The organism is Halomonas sp. 5021, from assembly GCF_036663435.1.
Lineage (GTDB): Bacteria > Pseudomonadota > Gammaproteobacteria > Pseudomonadales > Halomonadaceae > Vreelandella > Vreelandella janggokensis.
In genome coordinates, this window is sequence record NZ_JAXOVU010000001.1 from 662068 (window position 1) to 679248 (window position 17181).

Genomic DNA, 17181 nt, shown 5'->3' on the forward strand with positions numbered 1-17181 from the left:
AATTGGATGAAACCCGGGGTCGTCAACGACCGGCACGGATTGATCAGGACATGCTCGACCAGCTACCGCCCAGGCCTGGAGTGTATCTGTTTTATGGCCATAACCGGCTACCGCTTTACGTCGGCAAGAGTATCCGCCTACGCGACCGCGTGCGCGACCATTTTCGGCGAGCCCGCCACGATCATAAAGCGATGCGAATGGTCGAGCAGATACAGCATATAGAATGGGAAGAGACAGCTGGCGACCTGGGTGCCCAGCTACGGGAAGCCCAACTGGTCAAGTCACTGCTACCGATCATGAACCGTCAATTACGCAAGCAGCGCAACCTGACCACCTGGCATTGGCCAGAGGGGGCGACACAGCCACAATTGCTCAGCGGCACGGCGCTTAATCAACCGACAACGGGAGGATTCTTCGGTCTTTACCGAAATGCTTCCAGTGCCAAGGAGGCCTTACGTGGGCTAGCCGAAACGCATCAGCTTTGCCCGCAGGTGCTGGGCCTGGAAGCGGGTAAAGGCCGCTGTTTTGCCAGCCAGGTAGGAAAGTGCCGGGGCGCCTGTTGCGGTAACGAAACAATCAGCGACCACACACAGCGCGCGCAGACAGCGTTGCAGCCCCTACAGGTCAACACCTGGCCCTGGCCGGGGCGGATTGTCATCAAGGAATCCCCACCGGAGCACAAGGCAGTGGCCTGGCACGTGGTAAATCAGTGGTGCTACCTGGGAAGTGCCGCCACTTTAGCCGCCGCCAAGAAGCTGGATGCCGAGTCAGCCAGCTTCGATATCGACAGCTATCGGATCCTGCAGCGTTTCTTACGTGAACCTGATGAGTATGGCCTATCCATCAAGGCTCTATGAGTTGACTGAAGAAGTTTGCGCTGTCAAAAATGCGTCAACTGATTGCTGGAAAGCCACAGGCTGATCGGCATGCAGCCAGTGCCCGGCTTGTTTTAGCGTCACGACACGTGCGGCGGGAAGTATCTCACGCAGCGCAGGCAGCATGGCGTCGCTCACGTAGGGGGACTCATCGCCGCGTAGTACCAGCGTCGGTCCGTTGTAAGGTGCCTCCCCCGACGGCAAACCGATGATTGCCTCGTAATCCTGGCGGATGTAATCCAACCCAACGCGCAGTTTGAGCCCACCTTGCTCGCCTCGCACCAGATTAGTGGCAAGAAACAGCCGGGTCGGCCGGGAATCGACGTGTTCAGCAAGCAGTTCATCCGCTGCGCGGCGATTAGCGGGCTGCCCTTCCCTCACCCGCTCGAGCGCGGCAAAGACATCATCATGGCCATGCTGGTAAGCCACTGGGGCAATGTCCGCCACCACCAGTGAGGCAACGCGATCCGGGTGTTGACGGGCCAGGCTGATCGCCACCTTGCCGCCCATTGAATGCCCCACCAGATGAACCTGCGATAATCCGAGCTTGTCGAGCAAGGCGACGACATCGGCACTCATTTGGGCGTAGCTCATTCCCTCGACATGAGGCGAACGGCCGTGGTTTCGTAGGTCAACCGCAATCACCCGCCGTGAGGCTTGCCATACCTTGAGATGCGAGCGCCAGTTGTCGGCGCTGCCGAGAAGACCGTGAATGACGACCATCGGAGTCGCATCGGCGTGCTCTTCCGAGGGCTGGTCAAGGTAGTGTAAATCTATCGGCATGGCGTCATTCATCGTGGCTCCTCGTCGGTTGATGGGCTATCAGGCCGGTCGCGGCGCGACGTCAGTCTGATCGGTCCAGACCACCAGCCGACGCGTTAACCAGGATAGCAACAGGCCATACAGTGGCAGGAAAAACAGCAGGCTGATGGCAAGCTTTATGGCGTAATCGACGGCAGCAATTTCCACCCAATGGGTGGCCATGAAGGGATCCGGGCTCTGGTAAAAGGCGACCGAAAAAAATGCAAAGGTATCGGCCAGGTTGCCCAGCACGGTAGAAAACACCGGCGCGACCCACCATACCCACTGTCGCAAACGATCAAACACCTGCACATCCAATAACTGCCCAATAACGTAAGCCAAAAAGCTTGCCAGTGCGATACGCGCGACAAATAGATTGCCTTCGCTCAATGCGCCCAGTCCTGCGAAATCGCCCTGCGGAAACACCACGGAGATCACATACGAAACGACCAGCGCAGGCAGCATGACGCGCAGAACAATCGCTCGCGCAGGCCCTTTTCCAAACAGCCTGACGGTCAAGTCAGTGGCCAAAAAGATAAACGGAAAGCTAAAGGCGCCCCAAGTGGTATGAAAACCGAACAGGCTGAAAGGAAGCTGAACCAGATAGTTACTGGCGGCGATGATACCTATGTGAAACGCTACCATGACGGCGAGGCAACGGCGGTGCTGAGCGTCGTTTAAAACAAACATGCGGCTAGCCTTTTTGTGTAACGAGGGGTTAGGGAACCCTCAATGTATTGCGCACCCAGTGCGGCGAGAGGCGCATTATACGCCTTCTCGACCGCATTAAAAGTGGGCGGCGGTCAGCAAAGGCTAGGCGTGAGGTGGCGTTTCGTTCGCGCGACCGATCCGGTGATCGCACATGGCGCGATGCACATCATCGACGCTGGTGGGATCATCGATAGTGGAAGGAATGCCCACCTCCTGGCCATCGGCCAGGTTGCGCAGCAACTTCCGCAAGATTTTTCCGGAGCGTGTCTTGGGCAGCCGGTCGACGACAATGACTTGCTTGAAACAGGCCACCGGGCCAATTTGCTCGCGTACACGCGCAATCAACGCTGCTTCGAGTGCTTCTTCACCTTCAGTGTAACCATCCTTGGGAATCACCAGGCCAACAGGCAACTGCCCTTTTAGATCATCATGGACACCAATGACCGCGCATTCGGCGACCGACGGATGACCGCCCACGACTTCTTCCATCTCGCCGGTAGAAAGCCGGTGGCCTGCCACATTAATCACATCGTCGGTGCGCCCCATGATGAACAGGTAACCCTGCTCATCAAAAAAGCCGCCATCTCCGGTCAGGTAATAGCCCGGAAATGCTGCCATATAGGCAGAGTGAAAGCGCTTTGGATCTCCCCAAACACCGGTTAAACAACCCGGGGGCATCGGCTGCTTGATCACAACGCTGCCCTGTTCCATGGGGGCTGCTTGCTCGCCATCCCGATTCAACACCTGCACATTAAAGCCAGGAACAGGTACGGTCGCCGACCCAGCCTTGGTGGGCATGGGTTCGATACCCGGCAGATTGGCGGCAATGGGCCAGCCGGTTTCAGTTTGCCACCAGTGGTCGATAACCGGTACGTCGAGCAGATCGTCAAGCCAGTGATAGGTCGGCGGATCAAGCCGCTCACCGGCAACGTAAAGATGCTTGAGACAGCTGATGTCGTACTTTGACAGCCACTGTGCATCCGGGTCTTCCTTTTTAATCGCACGAAAGGCCGTAGGTGCACTAAAGAAACTGGTGACGTTATATTTTTCGATGAGACGCCAAAAACTCCCAGCATCGGGCGTCTTGACCGGCTTGCCCTCATAAAGAACCGTGCTGCATCCGTGTAACAGTGGGCCGTAGACGATATAGGAATGGCCGACGACCCAGCCAACGTCTGACGCGGTAAAGAACACATCGCCCGGCGCCAGGGCATAAATCGCCTCCATCGAGTAAGCAAGCGCCACGGCATAGCCAGCGGTGTCGCGCACAATACCTTTGGGTTTTCCCGTGGTGCCTGAGGTATACAGCACATAAAGCGGGTCGGTGCCCTTTACCGGTACGCAGTCGGCCGGGGTCGCCTGGCTGACAAGGGCCTCCCAGTCGTATTCCCGTTCGTTGAACTCGACGTCACACTCCGCGCGGACTTTGATAATGCAGGCATCGGGCTGATGCGGACTTAAGGCCAGGGCCTGGTCGATGATCGGCTTGTAGGCCACTACCTTGCCACCCTCGATACCGCAGGAGGCAGCAACAACGACTTTTGGTGCGGCGTCTTCGATGCGTGCGGCCAGTTCGTGGGGAGCGAAACCACCAAATACAACGGAATGAATCGCGCCCAGTCGGGCGCAGGCGTACATGGCGACCACCGCCTCCGGAATCATCGGCATATAGATGACCACCCGGTCGCCTTTTACAACGCCTAACTGTTGAAGGCCGCCGGCAAATGCCGCTACCCGATCCCGTAACTGACGGTAGGTAATGGTCTGCGCGGTTTGCGTCACTGGCGAATCCCAGAAAATGGCGGCCTGCTCTCCTCGCCCCTGATCCACATGGTAGTCCAGGGCCGCGTGGCAAAGGTTCATCTCACCGTCGGCAAACCACCGCGCGTGCTGTTGTTCATCGTAGGACAGTACCGTCGTGGGCGGCATCATCCAGGGAATCCGCTTGGCCTGCTCGGCCCAAAACTGTTCTGGTTGCTCAATAGATTGCTGGTAAAGCTGCGGGTAGCGGCGCATGGGAACACCTATCGTTATTGTGATTGGAGAAGGCTCTCAGGATTGTTGACACTTTATGCACTAAGCCGATGCTTTTCTCTAAGACCATGGGCTACAAGTGGGAGATAATTCGCGGAATGGGTTTCATTGTCGACAAAATGCGTTGATTACCATTGATAAACCGTTAAACAACAACTTGGACAAACCACGCTAATTTACTGATCATTAAATAATCAGACACTACATCGCGGCCATGCCTTCAACAACCTATAACAACGCTACCTTTCAAAGGTAGACCAGGAGATCCCCATGTCGGCTTCCAAGAGTGCTGCACGCCTGCTTAATCATAACGGTCACGCCATCGAGGCGGGAACCAACTTGTTGAAAGCATTGGCCAATGAGAAACGGTTGCAGATTTTGTGCTTGCTCGCGGGTAAGGAACTTTCGGTAACACAGATTAATCAGCAGCTGGCACTGAGTCAGTCCGCGCTTTCGCAGCATTTGGCAATTTTGCGGCGTGACCAACTGGTGAATACCCGGCGGGAATCACAAACGATTTATTATTCGCTCAGCAGTGATAGCGCCAAGGCCATCATCATGACCTTGGCAGACCATTTTGCTGCTTGATAGGCAGCAGCAAAGCGTACTTAACGACGATGCCAACCTGTGGCTTCCAGCATGCTTAGTCCTTTAAGCACGGCATTTTCTACGCCGCTGGCCATCGCCAGGCCAAACTTGCGGCCAACTGTCTTGGGGGGCTCGAGTTTTACCCGATAAACGTGGGCTTTTGCGATACGCTCCATCAAATACGCTTCGCTGGTGCCGACACTATCGACCAGTTTGCGATCCAGTGCTTCACTGCCGTACCAGATCTCCCCCGTCGCCAAGGCATCGATATCCATATCGGGGCGACGCTCGCCAACGTAACGCTTGAATAATTGATGCGTATTCTCAAGATCTTCGAGGAATTTTTCACGCCCTTCGTCGGTATTTTCACCCAACAGGGTCAATGTTCGCTTGTATTTACCGGCGGTTAACAGCTCAACGTCGACATCGTGGCGCTTGAGCAAGCGATGGATGTTAGGAATCTGAGCGACCACGCCAATTGACCCCACCACGGCAAAAGGCGCTGCTTTAATATGATGCGCGGTACACGCCATCAGGTAGCCGCCACTCGCCGCCACCTTGTCCACGCACACAGTCGTCGTAAGCCCTGCCTCTCTCAAACGATCCAACTGGGCAGCAGCTAGACCATAGGCGTGAACCAGCCCACCGGGCGACTCAAGACAGATCACCACTTCATCATCAGGTTTGGCGACCTCGATAAGCGCTGAGATTTCCTGGGCAAAATGCTCGGTGGCCGAGGCTTTCATATCGCCCTTGAATGTCAGCACCCACACATTGGGCGTCTCAGTTTCGCCCTTTTCTTTACGCCGATGCTTGTCCTCACGACGGAAAGTCTTGAGCAGCTTTTTGCGAATACCGGCAGGCGTCGCCGCGAGCCGCAGGCGACGAGCGCGGCTACGGCGACGCTCGTGCAGGGGTTCTACGTGCAGGGTTAAATCGCGCTCCCCTTCTGCCTTGGCACGTGCAATAAGCAATACACCGATGCCGATAACAGCGACGATAATGCAGGCTTGTACGATAAACGTACCTATCTCTACGACCCATTCGTTCACGTGCGTCTCCTTGATTGATGTGCATCAAGCTGCCACCGTTGACCGCTGCATGAAAACGGCGCTTGATATGAAACATATGTTTGAAATATTCTCTCGCCCCAAGGTGGCCAATGGTACGATGTCGCTTCACATTGCACGCCACTTCATCCCATTATTCATTCCATCTGGTTTTTTAACGGAACGCTATTATGTCAACCAACACCCTCGAAAAGTTGCAAGCTCGCTTTGACCCAAAAGCCGCTCAGGGGATGCATGAGATTTTCCAGTTTCATTTTTCTGATGCGGGCAGTCACTATCTGGATATCCAGGATGGCAACCTCGATATTCAAGAGGGTGAGCACGACGACCCGTCGGTCAGCCTGAGCATGAGCACAGATACGCTGAAAGGCATCATGAATGGCGACATCAATGGCATGACCGCATTCATGACCGGCAAACTCAAGGCAACGGGTAACGTGATGCTGGCCACCAAGTTGACGAGCCTCTTTCCCGGCGAATAAGCCGACGGCTCCCCACCCTTTTCATCGCCAATGGTTTAAATGGGTTTCGATCAGCTCGCGAGAGATCGAATAGGTCGGCGGTAGCGTAGGCAGTTGGCGGGGGGAAAACCACGCTGCATCACTGATTTCCACCCCGTCAATGCGAATCCGCCGTGTGGTCGCCTCGGCAAAAAAACCCAGCATTAGTGAATGGGGAAATGGCCACGCCTGGCTTTGGTAATAGCGTAACTGGCTTACGTGGACGCCCACCTCTTCAAAAATTTCTCGATGTACGGCCTCTTCAGCGGATTCTCCCGGTTCAATAAACCCCGCCAGAGTTGAATAGCGGCCAGGCGGAAAACGCGGGCTGCGTGCCAGCAGCATCGCCTCGCCACTGGTCACCAGCGTGATAATGCAGGGCGAGATGCGTGGGTAGTTACGGTGACCGCAGGCGTGGCAATGCATCGCAAATTCAGTGGAGAGCTTCGTTGCTTCTGCACCACAGCGACCACAAAAGCGATGATTTTCCAGCCACGCTCCCACTTGCAGGGCGGTGGATAACAGCGAATACCAGTGGGTCGGCAACTCACCCATCCATTGCCGCCCGTCTATCCATCCTTCGCCCGGCGATGAGGCTAACTGCAGCGCAACAGGCTCTTCCTCCCAGTAGCAAAGCGGCTGCATTTCTTGAGTCCACTTTTGCCAGGGGTGGAGAGGGGTCAATGCCTCGCGATCTAGTGTCGACTCGGCAGGCGCAAGACGACTGCGTGAAAGGTAAATAACACGCCCTTCCCGTGCTTCATGGGGTATTTCTCGTCTAAGCATTGCCCGGCATATCCTCGAACCAGCGAAGCTGGTGCGTTTCACATTTCGCCAAGTGCGCTTGCCGCTCTTCCTGGCTAGGCGCAATGACCCGAAGCTGCCCAGGCGATAATGACATGCGCTGAACCGACAGCCCCGCCTCGGACGGAGTATCGCTACGCTCCTCTTGGTTGACCTCAGCATCCAGCGTGAGCGCCGTCTGCCCACCGGTCATGGCAAGATAGACATCAGCCAGGATCTCGGCGTCCAGCAAGGCGCCGTGCAGTACGCGATGACCGTTATCGATATCATACCGCTTGCATAGCGCATCAAGACTGTTGCGCTGTCCCGGGTGCATCTTTCGGGCCATCACCAGGGTGTCAAGAATACGGCAATGATCACCGACAGGGCCGAGCGGTTGCCCACGACCCTTCAGCATTTTTAATTCGTGATCAATGAACCCCACATCGAAGGGGGCGTTATGAATGACCAGCTCGGCCCCTTCTATAAAGGCCCAGAAATCGTCGGCAACCTGGGCAAACACCGGTTCGTTGGCAACTTTGGCATCATCAATCCCGTGTACTGCGACTACCTCAGCGTCGATGTGACGCTCGGGATTGATATATTGATGGTAGGTACGGCCGGTAAAACGCCGATTGACCATTTCCACGGCACCGATTTCTACCAGCCGATGACCTTCCCTGGGATCAATACCTGTGGTTTCCGTATCCAGAATGACTTGGCGCATCATGGTCTCCTATGCGTTTTGTACTGCTTCATCGATTGCCTGATTGGCAAGGGCATCAGCTCGTTCATTGCCGGGATGACCGCTATGCCCTTTTACCCAGTGCCACTCAACTTGATGACGCTGGGCTTCAGCATCAAGCTCTTTCCACAGTTCGGCATTTTTGACCGGCTGTTTAGCAGCGGTTTTCCATTGGCGTTTACGCCAGTTATGTATCCACTGCGTGATACCCTGACGGACGTATTGGGAATCCGTCCAGATCGCCACCTGACAAGGGGTATTCAATGTACGCAGTGCCATGATGGCCGCCATTAATTCCATGCGGTTATTGGTCGTTTGTGCTTCATACCCATAAAGGGTTTTCTCATGCTGCCCACTTGCCAGCACAACGCCCCATCCGCCGGGGCCGGGGTTCCCACGGCAGGCTCCATCGGTATACACGGTTACCCGGGGTAACCGTCCAGTGTCAGTCACGTTGTGTGCGTCCTTAAATCCATAATGTTTGAGCTTGGGGTCTGTAGACTGGATAACGGCGGTTAATGACCATGGGTACGCGTCGCCCCCAGGGAATTCGCGGCAACCGGCGCTTTCAGACCAAATGTAATGCGTTGTTTGGGTGCATGGCGTTGGCGGCGTTTGGCCAGCACCATGTAGCTTTCCCCCAGAGGACAGTTATAGCGCCGACCCAGTGACTCCCAGTGCTCGACGCAACGCCCTCCCGGCCAGCTTCTAAAGCAGCAGTAGTCTACTCGCTCCACCTCAAAGTCGACAAATGCCAGCCAGTCACCCATCCGGCTGGCCGTTCGCCATTGCCCGTTCCAGGGGTATTGCCCCTGGCGCTTGCGCCACTGTTTGACCACACCGCTGACCCCCATAGGGTTAAACCCGAACAGTACCAGTAGGCCACTATCTGAGGTAACGCGTGCGGCTTCTTGAAGCGCATGATGGGCATCCGGCAAATGCTCAAGCCAATGGTGAAGCACGACGACATCCAGACAGCTGTCCGGTAGTGCGAGCCTGTCGGGCGGACAAATTAACGTCTGGTCGCTGGAGGCGCTCGTGCGTGTAGGTGCCCACTGCAGGCGATGGGCAATGCCGGACATCGACATCAGTGCTGGCCCCATTCCCATCTCGAGGCTATGACCACCGGAACGGGAATCAACCAGGGGCCCGAGGCAGGCGCGTTGGGAATCCCACAATGATTTACCTGCCTCCGACTCCCAGTAGGTGCGGCTTGTAAATAGCGTGTGGGCGAGTGTCTCTGCCGCCGTTGAATTTGACATGTACCGCTCAACCCTCCACAGTAACTGCTTTTTGACGTCTTGCATCATGAAAAAGCTATTAATCATGAGCGCTAATCCATCGTTAAAGGATCTCGCCTATGCTGAGCGTGACACCGATTCCCGCCCTTAGCGACAACTATATTTGGCTGCTCCGACAGGATACCAGTCAAGAGGTGTGCGTGGTGGATCCTGGTGAAGCGTTGCCGGTTATCGAGTTTCTTGAACGCGAGTCGTTGTCACTCGGCACTGTCCTGGTCACTCATCATCATCCTGATCATACTGATGGGCTGGGAGAATTAATCAGGCGCTATGCCCCCAGGGTAATAGGCCCGGACAATCCCTCTATCGAGGGGGTCGACGAGCGGGTCAGTGATGGCGATGAAATTCGCGTCATGGGCCGCCTGTTCGAGGTCATCGAGACACCTGGGCATACGTTAGACCATATCAGTTACTTTACACCAGGGATTCCCCCGTTATTGTTCTGCGGCGACACCCTGTTTTGTGCCGGTTGTGGCCGCCTTTTTGAAGGGACCCCTGAGCAGATGCACAAGGCATTGAAACGCTTTGCTGCCCTGCCGGAAGAAACATTTGTGTTTGCTGCTCACGAATACACGTTGGCCAACCTTCGCTTTGCCAGCGAAGCAGACCCGGAAAATGAAGACGTCAAACACGCCTTAACGGAGTGTGAGAAGGCACGGGCACTAGACCGCCCCACCTTACCCAGCACGATAGGACGCGAGCTGAAAATCAACCCCTACTTGCGTGTCGATACGGAAAGTGTCCGCGGCGCCGCAAGCAAGCAGGGCGCTATTGATAATGATCTCGCAACGTTCACCACTCTGCGTGAGTGGAAGAATCGTTTCTAAACGCTATCGCAACGACGTAAACCACTATGACCTATCGCACGATTCGCCAACGCCTTTTATTGGGCGCCGGCAGTACCGTGATCATGAGCCTGTTACTGGCAGCTGCCGCTAACTCTCAGGCATCCGCTATCCAATACGACCCTTCTCAGCGGTCTGCCTCCGATTCACGGAATGCCTCTGCGTCCGATCATCCCACAGCGTCTCATGTACATTTCTGGGAAGAGCTGATGCTGGAGCCTCAGGATGCCTGGAGCAAACTGCGTGACAGCTTCCAGTGGCGCGAGCAGTCACTGTCTGCCAAGGCACAGGCACGTGTCGATGAATGGATAGACCACTACCGCTCAAGCCCTGAAAATATTGCTGAAATCACCGGTCGTGCAAGTCCATGGCTTGCCTGGATCACTCAGCAGATAAGTGATCGCAACCTGCCGGGAGAATTAGCACTTATACCCTTCGTTGAAAGCTCTTTTGACCCCAATGCGCGAAGTCATCGGGGCGCTGCTGGTCTATGGCAATTTATGCCTGGCACCGGTGACGCTTTAGGGCTTGTACGCAACGGCCATTACGACGGCAGGCTCGACGTTGTCACCTCGACTAACGCCGCGCTGGACTACCTCGAAATGCAGGCCGACCAGTGGTATGAAGGGGACCTGCAGCTTTCTCTTGCCGCCTACAATGCAGGCGCCGGGACAGTCAATAAAGCCAAACAACGCGCCGAAAACCAAGGCTTGCAAGGCAGCTATTGGGATCTGAACCTGCCCCAGGAAACCATGCAATACCTGCCCAAGCTGCTTGCTATTGCCAAGATTATCGATGATCCGGAACGCTACAATGTCAGCTTGCCGGATATTCATACAGAGCCGGCCTTCGCCAAGGTAAAGCTCGAGCATTCGGTTACCCTGTCTGAAGCGTCAAAGTTGCTTCGGATAGATAAATCGGCGCTGGCTGAACTCAACCCCGGTCTCCTCAATGGTGCGCTCAACCCATCAAGTTCTCAAACGCTGCTGGTACCTGAAGACGTGGATCATGACGTTCTCGCAGAGCTGTCAAACGGTGCAAATGAGCGCCAGGCCATAGCCAGCGCCAATACGCCCGACACTTACCGCGTGGAAAGCGGCGATAGCCTATCAGTGATAGCGAGTCGCTATAATCTGAGCGCTCAAGAGTTGATGCGGTTAAATGAGATTGAACGTCCAGAAGCTTTACAAGCAGGCCAACTCCTGACACTTTCAGGACGTTGAGACTCATCGCCTTGTTGATAGGGAAATTGCCCCATGCGCTGTGGCGTTATTCTGCGTCCTGTTTTATGCCTTGCCCGTAACGCGCTGCTTGCGGCATCACTCCTGGCCAGCACTCATGCCAGCAGTGATGCCCGCGTGACAGAGTCCACCGCCACGGATGGCTCGGCACCTGTCGAAACCCGCCATGCGATGTCGCTTTATGACGCGCCTGCCCTCGCTGAGGATTTTGCGCACTTTTCCCACGTGAATCCCGACGCGCCCAAAGGCGGGAGTATCAAGCATACGGCGGTGGGAAGCAGTTTTGATTCGACAAACCCCTTCATTATTCGCGGCACACCAGCGGCGGGAATATTTCAGATCTACGACACCTTAATGGCAAGCAATCCTAATGAGCCTTTCAGTCTTTATGGTTTGCTTGCAGAAGGTGTGCGTCTTGACCCCGATCGTGAATGGATTGAATTCGACCTTCGCCCTGAAGCTCGCTTCCAGGACGGTGAGCCGGTCACGGCCGACGATGTCGTCTTTTCGCTGAACCTGCTTCGTGACGAAGGCAACCCTTTCTATAGCAGCTACTATGCAGGGGTTGAGCAAGCCGTTGCCCTCAATGACCACCTGGTTCGTTTCACGCTTAGCGACAGTGAGTCACGAGAGTTACCGCTTATCGTCGCCCAATTCCCCGTGCTGCCGAAGCATTACTGGGAACAGCATGATTTCACCGCCCCGACATTGGCGGCGCATCCCGGGTCTGGCCCGTATAAAATTGGCGAAGTGGATCCTGGGCGACGGATTGTCTATCAGCGCGACGACGATTATTGGGCAAAGGACCTGCCGGTCAACGTGGGCCGATACAACATTGACCGGGTGATCTATGATTATTACCGGGATCGGGATATTGCCTGGGAAGCTTTTAAGGCCGGACTGACGGATTTTCGCACTGACGCGCGCGCCGCTACCTGGGCAATTGGCTACGATTTTCCCGCTTATGAGGAAGGGCTTGTCAAGCGTATCACGGTCCCCGATGTTAACCCCTCCATGATGCAGGCGTTCGTGTTCAATCTGCGCAAGGAAAAGTTCCAGGATCCGCGCGTTCGTGAAGCGCTGAGCCTGACCTTTGATTTTCCATGGCTGAACACCAATATTTTTTACGATACCTATCAGCGGACGCAAAGCTTCTTTGAAAACTCCGAAATGGAAGCCCAGGGCCTACCGAGCGACGAACAGCTTGCATTACTCGAACCCCATCGCGAGGAGCTGATGGAGTCCCACCAGTCAAAGCGGTTGTTCACGGAACCACTGCCCATCGACCATCCTCACGACCTCCGCGAACGGCTTCGCCTGGCCCTGGACCTGCTTCGCGAGGCAGGTTATCGGGTGGAAGACGGCGTTCTGGTCCATGAGGATACCCAGCAGCCGCTAAGCCTGGAAGTATTGCTATACGATTCAGGGCTTGAGCGCGTGGTACAGCCTATGTTGCGCAACATGGCCCGCCTGGGTGTGCAAACCTCGATGCGTATCGTCGATATCAATCAGTACCTCAATCGTCAGCGCAATTTTGATTTTGATATGGTAATCAGCCATTTCCCCCAGTCCAATAACCCAGGCAATGAGCAGCGTGACTTCTGGACCAGCCAAGCAGCTGACTCGCCACAGAGTCGCAATCGCATGGGCCTTGCGCATCCGGCTATCGACGATCTGGTGGAAAAGCTGATCCGAGCAGAAGACCGCGAAGAGCTTAATACCATTACCCGGGCGCTGGACCGTGTCCTGCGCTGGGGGTTTTATGTCATTCCCCACTATCATTCAGGTGAGACACGGATCGCCATATGGGATAAATTCGGTTATCCCGACCCCTTCCCCGAATACGCCATGGATTTAGACGCCTGGTGGGTGGTCCCCGAACGTGAAGCCGCTTTACAGCGCAGGTCACGCCGCTGACCTCGGCTTATTCTTGATGAACCATGGAGAGTTCTGTGGCACGTTACACCCTACGCCGACTGTTGTTGATGATTCCGACGCTTGTCGGGATCATGCTGCTCAATTTCATTATCGTGCAGGCCGCGCCTGGTGGCCCGATCGATCAAATGCTGGCACGCTTTGAAGGCGCCGATGCAATGGCCAGTACGCGCCTAGATATGGGGGGTGCCGATGTACAGGTCAACGACGAATCCCGCGGTGCCAGGGGAATCGACCCTCGCTTTATTGAGCAACTGGAACAGCAGTTTGGCTTTGATAAACCGGCCCATGAACGTTTCATCGGCATGATGGCGGATTATCTCACCTTCGATTTCGGCACCAGCTTTTTTCGCGACCGGCCGGTAATCGATTTGATGATAGAGCGTTTGCCGGTATCTATCTCGCTGGGGCTTTGGACGACCTTGCTGGTCTACCTCATCTCGATTCCGCTAGGCATACGGAAGGCCCTGCGCCACGGCTCACGATTTGACGTCTGGACATCCGGGCTGGTCATCGTCGGTTACGCCATCCCGGGGTTTTTATTCGCCATCTTGCTGATTGTGCTATTTGCCGGTGGCACCTACCTGGACTGGTTTCCACTCAGGGGGCTCACTTCCCCTTATTTCGACCAGCTTTCCACCTGGGGTAAGGTCAAGGATTATTTCTGGCATATCACGCTTCCTGTATTGGCTGCATCGATTGGCAGTTTCGCCACGCTCACCATGCTGACCAAGAACAGCTTTCTGGATGAAATCCACAAGCAATACGTGCTGACAGCCCGGGCCAAGGGCGCCGATGAGCAGCGCATTCTTTATGGACACGTGTTTCGTAATGCCATGCTGATCATTATTGCCGGCCTGCCCTCAGCCTTGATTGGTATCTTCTTTACTGGCTCGTTACTGATTGAGGTGATTTTCTCTCTTGATGGGCTGGGCCTGCTGGGGTTTGAAGCGGTCATGCAGCGAGACTATCCCGTCATTTTCGGTACGCTGTTTCTCTATACGGTCATCGGGTTGCTGCTGAAACTGCTGTCAGATCTCACCTATGTGTGGGTTGACCCGCGCATCGACTTTGCCACCCGGGAGTCGTGACCATGACTGTTTCTACGTCTCGATTTTCACCCATTACCCGGCGCCGCTTTGCCGCATTCAGGTCGAACCGCCGCGCCTGGGTATCATTATGGGTGTTTGGTGTCGTGTTTGTGTTGAGCCTGTTTGCCGAACTGATCGCCAACGATAAACCGATCATCATGCAATACGATGGTCAGTGGTATGTTCCGCTGCTGGTCGACTACCCCGAAACGGAATTTGACGGCTTCTTGCCTACACGAACCGATTACCTGGACCCCTTTGTCCAGCAGCAGATCGAGAACAACGGTTGGGCGTTGTGGCCCCTGATTCCGTTTTCTTACCAGACCCTGGATATGCAGATGACCCGCCCGTCGCCTGCCCCGCCAGATGGTCGCCACTGGCTGGGCACCGATGACCAGGGACGGGATGTGCTTGCGCGTGTGATTTACGGCTTTCGTCTTTCGGTCGCGTTTGCCCTGGTATTAACGGCTGGATCATTGGTACTAGGCGTGCTTGCGGGGGGTGTCCAGGGCTATTTTGGCGGCAAGACGGACCTTGTCGGCCAACGCATTACCGAAATATGGTCAGGACTCCCAGTACTGTTTCTGCTGATCATTCTCGCCAGTTTCGTGCAGCCCGGTTTCTGGTGGCTGCTGGGTATCATGCTGCTGTTTTCCTGGCTTGGGCTGGTGGACATCGTGCGCGCCGAATTCCTGCGTGCACGTAACCTAGAGTACGTTCGCGCGGCCAAAGCCATGGGGCTGCCGTCGCGTCTGATCATGTGGCGACACGTGCTGCCCAATGCCATGGTGGCCACCCTGACGTTCATCCCTTTCCTGTTTACCGGGGCCATTGGCACCTTGACCGCGTTGGATTTTCTGGGGTTTGGACTACCACCGGGAGCGCCTTCACTGGGCGAGCTTGCCGCTCAGGGCAAAAACAACCTGCACGCACCCTGGCTGGGCATCACCGCCTTCATGACCCTGGCCATTATGCTTTCGCTGCTGGTGTTTATCGGCGAAGGCCTACGTGACGCCTTTGACCCCCGCCACGTTCAGCAGCTACCAACGCCTGCTAAGGAAACGCCCCATGCCTGAGCCGCTACTTTGCGTCGACAACCTGACCATCGCCTTTGATGGTAGCTCGGTGGTCGAGTCACTGAGTTTGGAGCTACATGCAGGCGAGACGCTGGCCATTGTGGGCGAATCCGGCTCAGGCAAATCGGTATCGGCGCTCGGATTGATGAATCTGTTGCCGGCCAATGCCAGGGTAAGCGGCGAACGACGTCTGAACGGTACCCCGCTTAACTCACTTGGCAATGCCGAGTGGAACGCCCTGCGCGGCAATACGGTAGGCGTTGTCTTCCAGGAGCCAATGACATCGCTCAACCCACTACACCGGATTGGTAAGCAGATTGGTGAATCCCTTCGCCTGCACCAGGGGCTTCGTGGAAAAGCCGCCCGAGCAAGGGCCAAAAACCTGCTTGAACAAGTGAAACTGCCGCGTGCTGAAGAACTGCTCGATGCATGGCCTCACCAGCTATCCGGGGGGCAGCGTCAACGGGTTATGATCGCAATGGCGATTGCCAATAACCCATCGCTGTTGATCGCCGACGAGCCCACCACCGCACTGGACGTCACCGTTCAACAGGAAATTCTGGCCCTGCTGAAAGAGCTGCGCGACCAGCACGGCATGGGGCTGCTGTTGATCAGTCACGACCTTAACCTGGTACGCCGTCATGCAGACCGTGTGTGCGTCATGTATCAGGGTAAAATCCAGGAGTCTGGCCCCGTCGAGCAGGTGTTTGAGCGGCCACAAAGCGATTATACCCAGCGACTGCTGGCCGCCGAGCCGGAAGGCAGGCCATCGCCTGTTGCCGAGCGTTCGCCGTTACTGACCGTCAGACAGTTGAGCGTAAGCTTTAAACGACCCAAACCCGGATTGTTCAAGCGTCAACCGCCTGCCTTTGAAGCGGTCAAAGCCACTGACCTCACCATCGCACCAGGCGAAACCTTGGGTATTGTGGGTGAGTCAGGTTCGGGCAAAACCACCCTCGCCTCCGCTATCATGCGGATGGTGACCAGCCAGGGCGATATCACCCTGGATGATGCCCCCTTGAGCAAGCTGACGGGTAACGACTTGCGCCGTCAGCGGCACCGGCTACAGATGGTTTTCCAGGATCCCTATGGCGCACTGTCACCGCGTATGCCGGTATTCGATATCGTCAGCGAAGGTTTGCGGTTTCACTACCCGCACCTGTCTGATGCGGAAGTCACCGAGCGCGTCCATCAAACGCTGAGAGAAGTTGGCCTGCCGGAAAGCTGTGCAGCGCGGTACCCGCATGAATTTTCCGGTGGTCAGCGCCAGCGGATCGCCGTCGCGCGAGCCATTATCCTGGAGCCTGAGCTGCTGGTGCTGGATGAACCGACGTCAGCACTGGACCGCACCGTTCAAAAGCAGCTGGTGACACTGCTGAGGGACCTCCAGGCACGGCGCCAGCTCAGCTATCTGTTTATCAGCCATGACCTCGCCGTGGTGCGCGCGATGGCCCATCGCATCATGGTGCTGAAAGATGGCGACGTCGTCGAGCAAGGATCCTGTCTGGATGTACTGGCCTCTCCCCGGCATCCTTATACCCAATCGCTTATAGCGGCGGCGTATCTGAAAGATTTCGTGGGCTGA

At 55.9% G+C, this 17181-nt stretch carries 17 protein-coding genes; 9 read left to right on the forward strand and 8 right to left on the reverse strand.

What is annotated here, in order from left to right:
* Window positions 1-2 precede the first annotated feature (2 nt).
* On the forward strand, window positions 3-857 hold the full coding sequence (locus R3F64_RS03265) for a GIY-YIG nuclease family protein (RefSeq protein ID WP_332609731.1): 855 nt from the start codon (window positions 3-5) through the stop codon (window positions 855-857).
* Here R3F64_RS03265 and R3F64_RS03270 read toward each other — a convergent pair.
* The 3 genes from R3F64_RS03270 to R3F64_RS03280 form a co-directional block, all read right to left on the reverse strand.
* A complete protein-coding gene (locus R3F64_RS03270; RefSeq protein WP_085918603.1) occupies window positions 852-1670 on the reverse strand; it encodes an alpha/beta fold hydrolase in 819 nt (272 codons plus the stop codon). The genes R3F64_RS03265 and R3F64_RS03270 overlap by 6 nt on opposite strands.
* A 27-nt stretch (window positions 1671-1697) precedes the next feature.
* Window positions 1698-2366, reverse strand: coding sequence for a 7-cyano-7-deazaguanine/7-aminomethyl-7-deazaguanine transporter (locus tag R3F64_RS03275; protein ID WP_199285292.1), 669 nt, complete (start codon window positions 2364-2366; stop codon window positions 1698-1700).
* 123 nt (window positions 2367-2489) lie between these two features.
* The gene (locus tag R3F64_RS03280) at window positions 2490-4403 is read right to left on the reverse strand and encodes a propionyl-CoA synthetase (RefSeq protein WP_332609734.1); all 1914 of its coding nucleotides are present in this window, start codon (window positions 4401-4403) and stop codon (window positions 2490-2492) included.
* A 288-nt stretch (window positions 4404-4691) separates the two neighbouring features.
* Between R3F64_RS03280 and R3F64_RS03285 the strand changes: the two genes are divergently transcribed.
* Complete coding sequence (locus R3F64_RS03285) at window positions 4692-5009, forward strand: ArsR/SmtB family transcription factor (protein ID WP_085918606.1); 318 nt, start codon at window positions 4692-4694, stop codon at window positions 5007-5009.
* A 20-nt stretch (window positions 5010-5029) separates the two neighbouring features.
* On the opposite strand, the gene sohB is transcribed toward R3F64_RS03285, so the two are convergent.
* A complete protein-coding gene (gene sohB / locus R3F64_RS03290; RefSeq protein ID WP_085918607.1) occupies window positions 5030-6061 on the reverse strand; it encodes a protease SohB in 1032 nt (343 codons plus the stop codon).
* A gap of 188 nt (window positions 6062-6249) precedes the next feature.
* Between sohB and R3F64_RS03295 the strand changes: the two genes are divergently transcribed.
* Window positions 6250-6561, forward strand: a complete 312-nt coding sequence (locus tag R3F64_RS03295) for an SCP2 sterol-binding domain-containing protein (protein ID WP_085918608.1) — start codon at window positions 6250-6252, stop codon at window positions 6559-6561.
* Between the two features lie 21 nt (window positions 6562-6582).
* Here R3F64_RS03295 and nudC read toward each other — a convergent pair whose 3' ends face one another.
* From nudC to R3F64_RS03315, 4 genes are all read right to left on the reverse strand, one after another.
* Window positions 6583-7365 (reverse strand): NAD(+) diphosphatase, encoded by a 783-nt coding sequence (gene nudC / locus R3F64_RS03300; protein WP_085918609.1) that lies wholly within the window; start codon window positions 7363-7365, stop codon window positions 6583-6585.
* On the reverse strand, window positions 7358-8089 hold the full coding sequence (gene dnaQ / locus R3F64_RS03305) for a DNA polymerase III subunit epsilon (protein WP_332609739.1): 732 nt from the start codon (window positions 8087-8089) through the stop codon (window positions 7358-7360). The genes nudC and dnaQ overlap by 8 nt, the downstream gene beginning before the upstream one ends.
* A 9-nt stretch (window positions 8090-8098) precedes the next feature.
* Window positions 8099-8560 (reverse strand): ribonuclease HI, encoded by a 462-nt coding sequence (gene rnhA / locus R3F64_RS03310; protein ID WP_268901217.1) that lies wholly within the window; start codon window positions 8558-8560, stop codon window positions 8099-8101.
* 62 nt (window positions 8561-8622) lie between these two features.
* Window positions 8623-9369 carry a methyltransferase domain-containing protein gene (locus R3F64_RS03315; protein WP_332609743.1) on the reverse strand — a complete coding sequence of 249 codons (747 nt, stop codon included), beginning with the start codon at window positions 9367-9369 and terminating at the stop codon, window positions 8623-8625.
* Window positions 9370-9467: 98 nt separating this feature from the next.
* Between R3F64_RS03315 and gloB the strand changes: the two genes are divergently transcribed.
* Genes gloB through R3F64_RS03345 form a run of 6 tightly spaced genes read left to right on the forward strand, consistent with a single transcriptional unit; the run spans window position 9468 to window position 17181 of the window.
* Window positions 9468-10235 (forward strand): hydroxyacylglutathione hydrolase, encoded by a 768-nt coding sequence (gene gloB / locus R3F64_RS03320; RefSeq protein WP_085918612.1) that lies wholly within the window; start codon window positions 9468-9470, stop codon window positions 10233-10235.
* 26 nt (window positions 10236-10261) lie between these two features.
* On the forward strand, window positions 10262-11476 hold the full coding sequence (locus tag R3F64_RS03325; protein ID WP_085918613.1) for a transglycosylase SLT domain-containing protein: 1215 nt from the start codon (window positions 10262-10264) through the stop codon (window positions 11474-11476).
* Window positions 11477-11509: 33 nt separating this feature from the next.
* Complete coding sequence (locus R3F64_RS03330; RefSeq protein WP_085918614.1) at window positions 11510-13411, forward strand: extracellular solute-binding protein; 1902 nt, start codon at window positions 11510-11512, stop codon at window positions 13409-13411.
* Between the two features lie 35 nt (window positions 13412-13446).
* Entirely contained in the window at window positions 13447-14520 is a 1074-nt protein-coding gene (locus R3F64_RS03335; RefSeq protein WP_085918615.1) for a microcin C ABC transporter permease YejB, read from the forward strand.
* 2 nt (window positions 14521-14522) lie between these two features.
* Window positions 14523-15596 carry an ABC transporter permease gene (locus tag R3F64_RS03340; protein ID WP_085918616.1) on the forward strand — a complete coding sequence of 358 codons (1074 nt, stop codon included), beginning with the start codon at window positions 14523-14525 and terminating at the stop codon, window positions 15594-15596.
* Window positions 15589-17181, forward strand: a complete 1593-nt coding sequence (locus R3F64_RS03345; RefSeq protein WP_332609747.1) for an ABC transporter ATP-binding protein — start codon at window positions 15589-15591, stop codon at window positions 17179-17181. The genes R3F64_RS03340 and R3F64_RS03345 overlap by 8 nt, the downstream gene beginning before the upstream one ends.

Excerpts from the sequence above, each read along its gene's own strand:
- R3F64_RS03270 (WP_085918603.1), bottom strand. The coding sequence starts at position 1,670 with ATGAATGACGCCATGCCGATAGATTTACACTACCTTGACCAGCCCTCG.
- R3F64_RS03275 (WP_199285292.1), bottom strand. The coding sequence starts at position 2,366 with ATGTTTGTTTTAAACGACGCTCAGCACCGCCGTTGCCTCGCCGTCATG.
- R3F64_RS03280 (WP_332609734.1), bottom strand. The coding sequence starts at position 4,403 with ATGCGCCGCTACCCGCAGCTTTACCAGCAATCTATTGAGCAACCAGAA.
- R3F64_RS03285 (WP_085918606.1), top strand. The coding sequence starts at position 4,692 with ATGTCGGCTTCCAAGAGTGCTGCACGCCTGCTTAATCATAACGGTCAC.
- R3F64_RS03295 (WP_085918608.1), top strand. The coding sequence starts at position 6,250 with ATGTCAACCAACACCCTCGAAAAGTTGCAAGCTCGCTTTGACCCAAAA.
- nudC (WP_085918609.1), bottom strand. The coding sequence starts at position 7,365 with ATGCTTAGACGAGAAATACCCCATGAAGCACGGGAAGGGCGTGTTATT.
- dnaQ (WP_332609739.1), bottom strand. The coding sequence starts at position 8,089 with ATGCGCCAAGTCATTCTGGATACGGAAACCACAGGTATTGATCCCAGG.
- R3F64_RS03315 (WP_332609743.1), bottom strand. The coding sequence starts at position 9,369 with ATGTCAAATTCAACGGCGGCAGAGACACTCGCCCACACGCTATTTACA.
- gloB (WP_085918612.1), top strand. The coding sequence starts at position 9,468 with ATGCTGAGCGTGACACCGATTCCCGCCCTTAGCGACAACTATATTTGG.
- R3F64_RS03325 (WP_085918613.1), top strand. The coding sequence starts at position 10,262 with ATGACCTATCGCACGATTCGCCAACGCCTTTTATTGGGCGCCGGCAGT.
- R3F64_RS03330 (WP_085918614.1), top strand. The coding sequence starts at position 11,510 with ATGCGCTGTGGCGTTATTCTGCGTCCTGTTTTATGCCTTGCCCGTAAC.
- R3F64_RS03340 (WP_085918616.1), top strand. The coding sequence starts at position 14,523 with ATGACTGTTTCTACGTCTCGATTTTCACCCATTACCCGGCGCCGCTTT.
- R3F64_RS03345 (WP_332609747.1), top strand. The coding sequence starts at position 15,589 with ATGCCTGAGCCGCTACTTTGCGTCGACAACCTGACCATCGCCTTTGAT.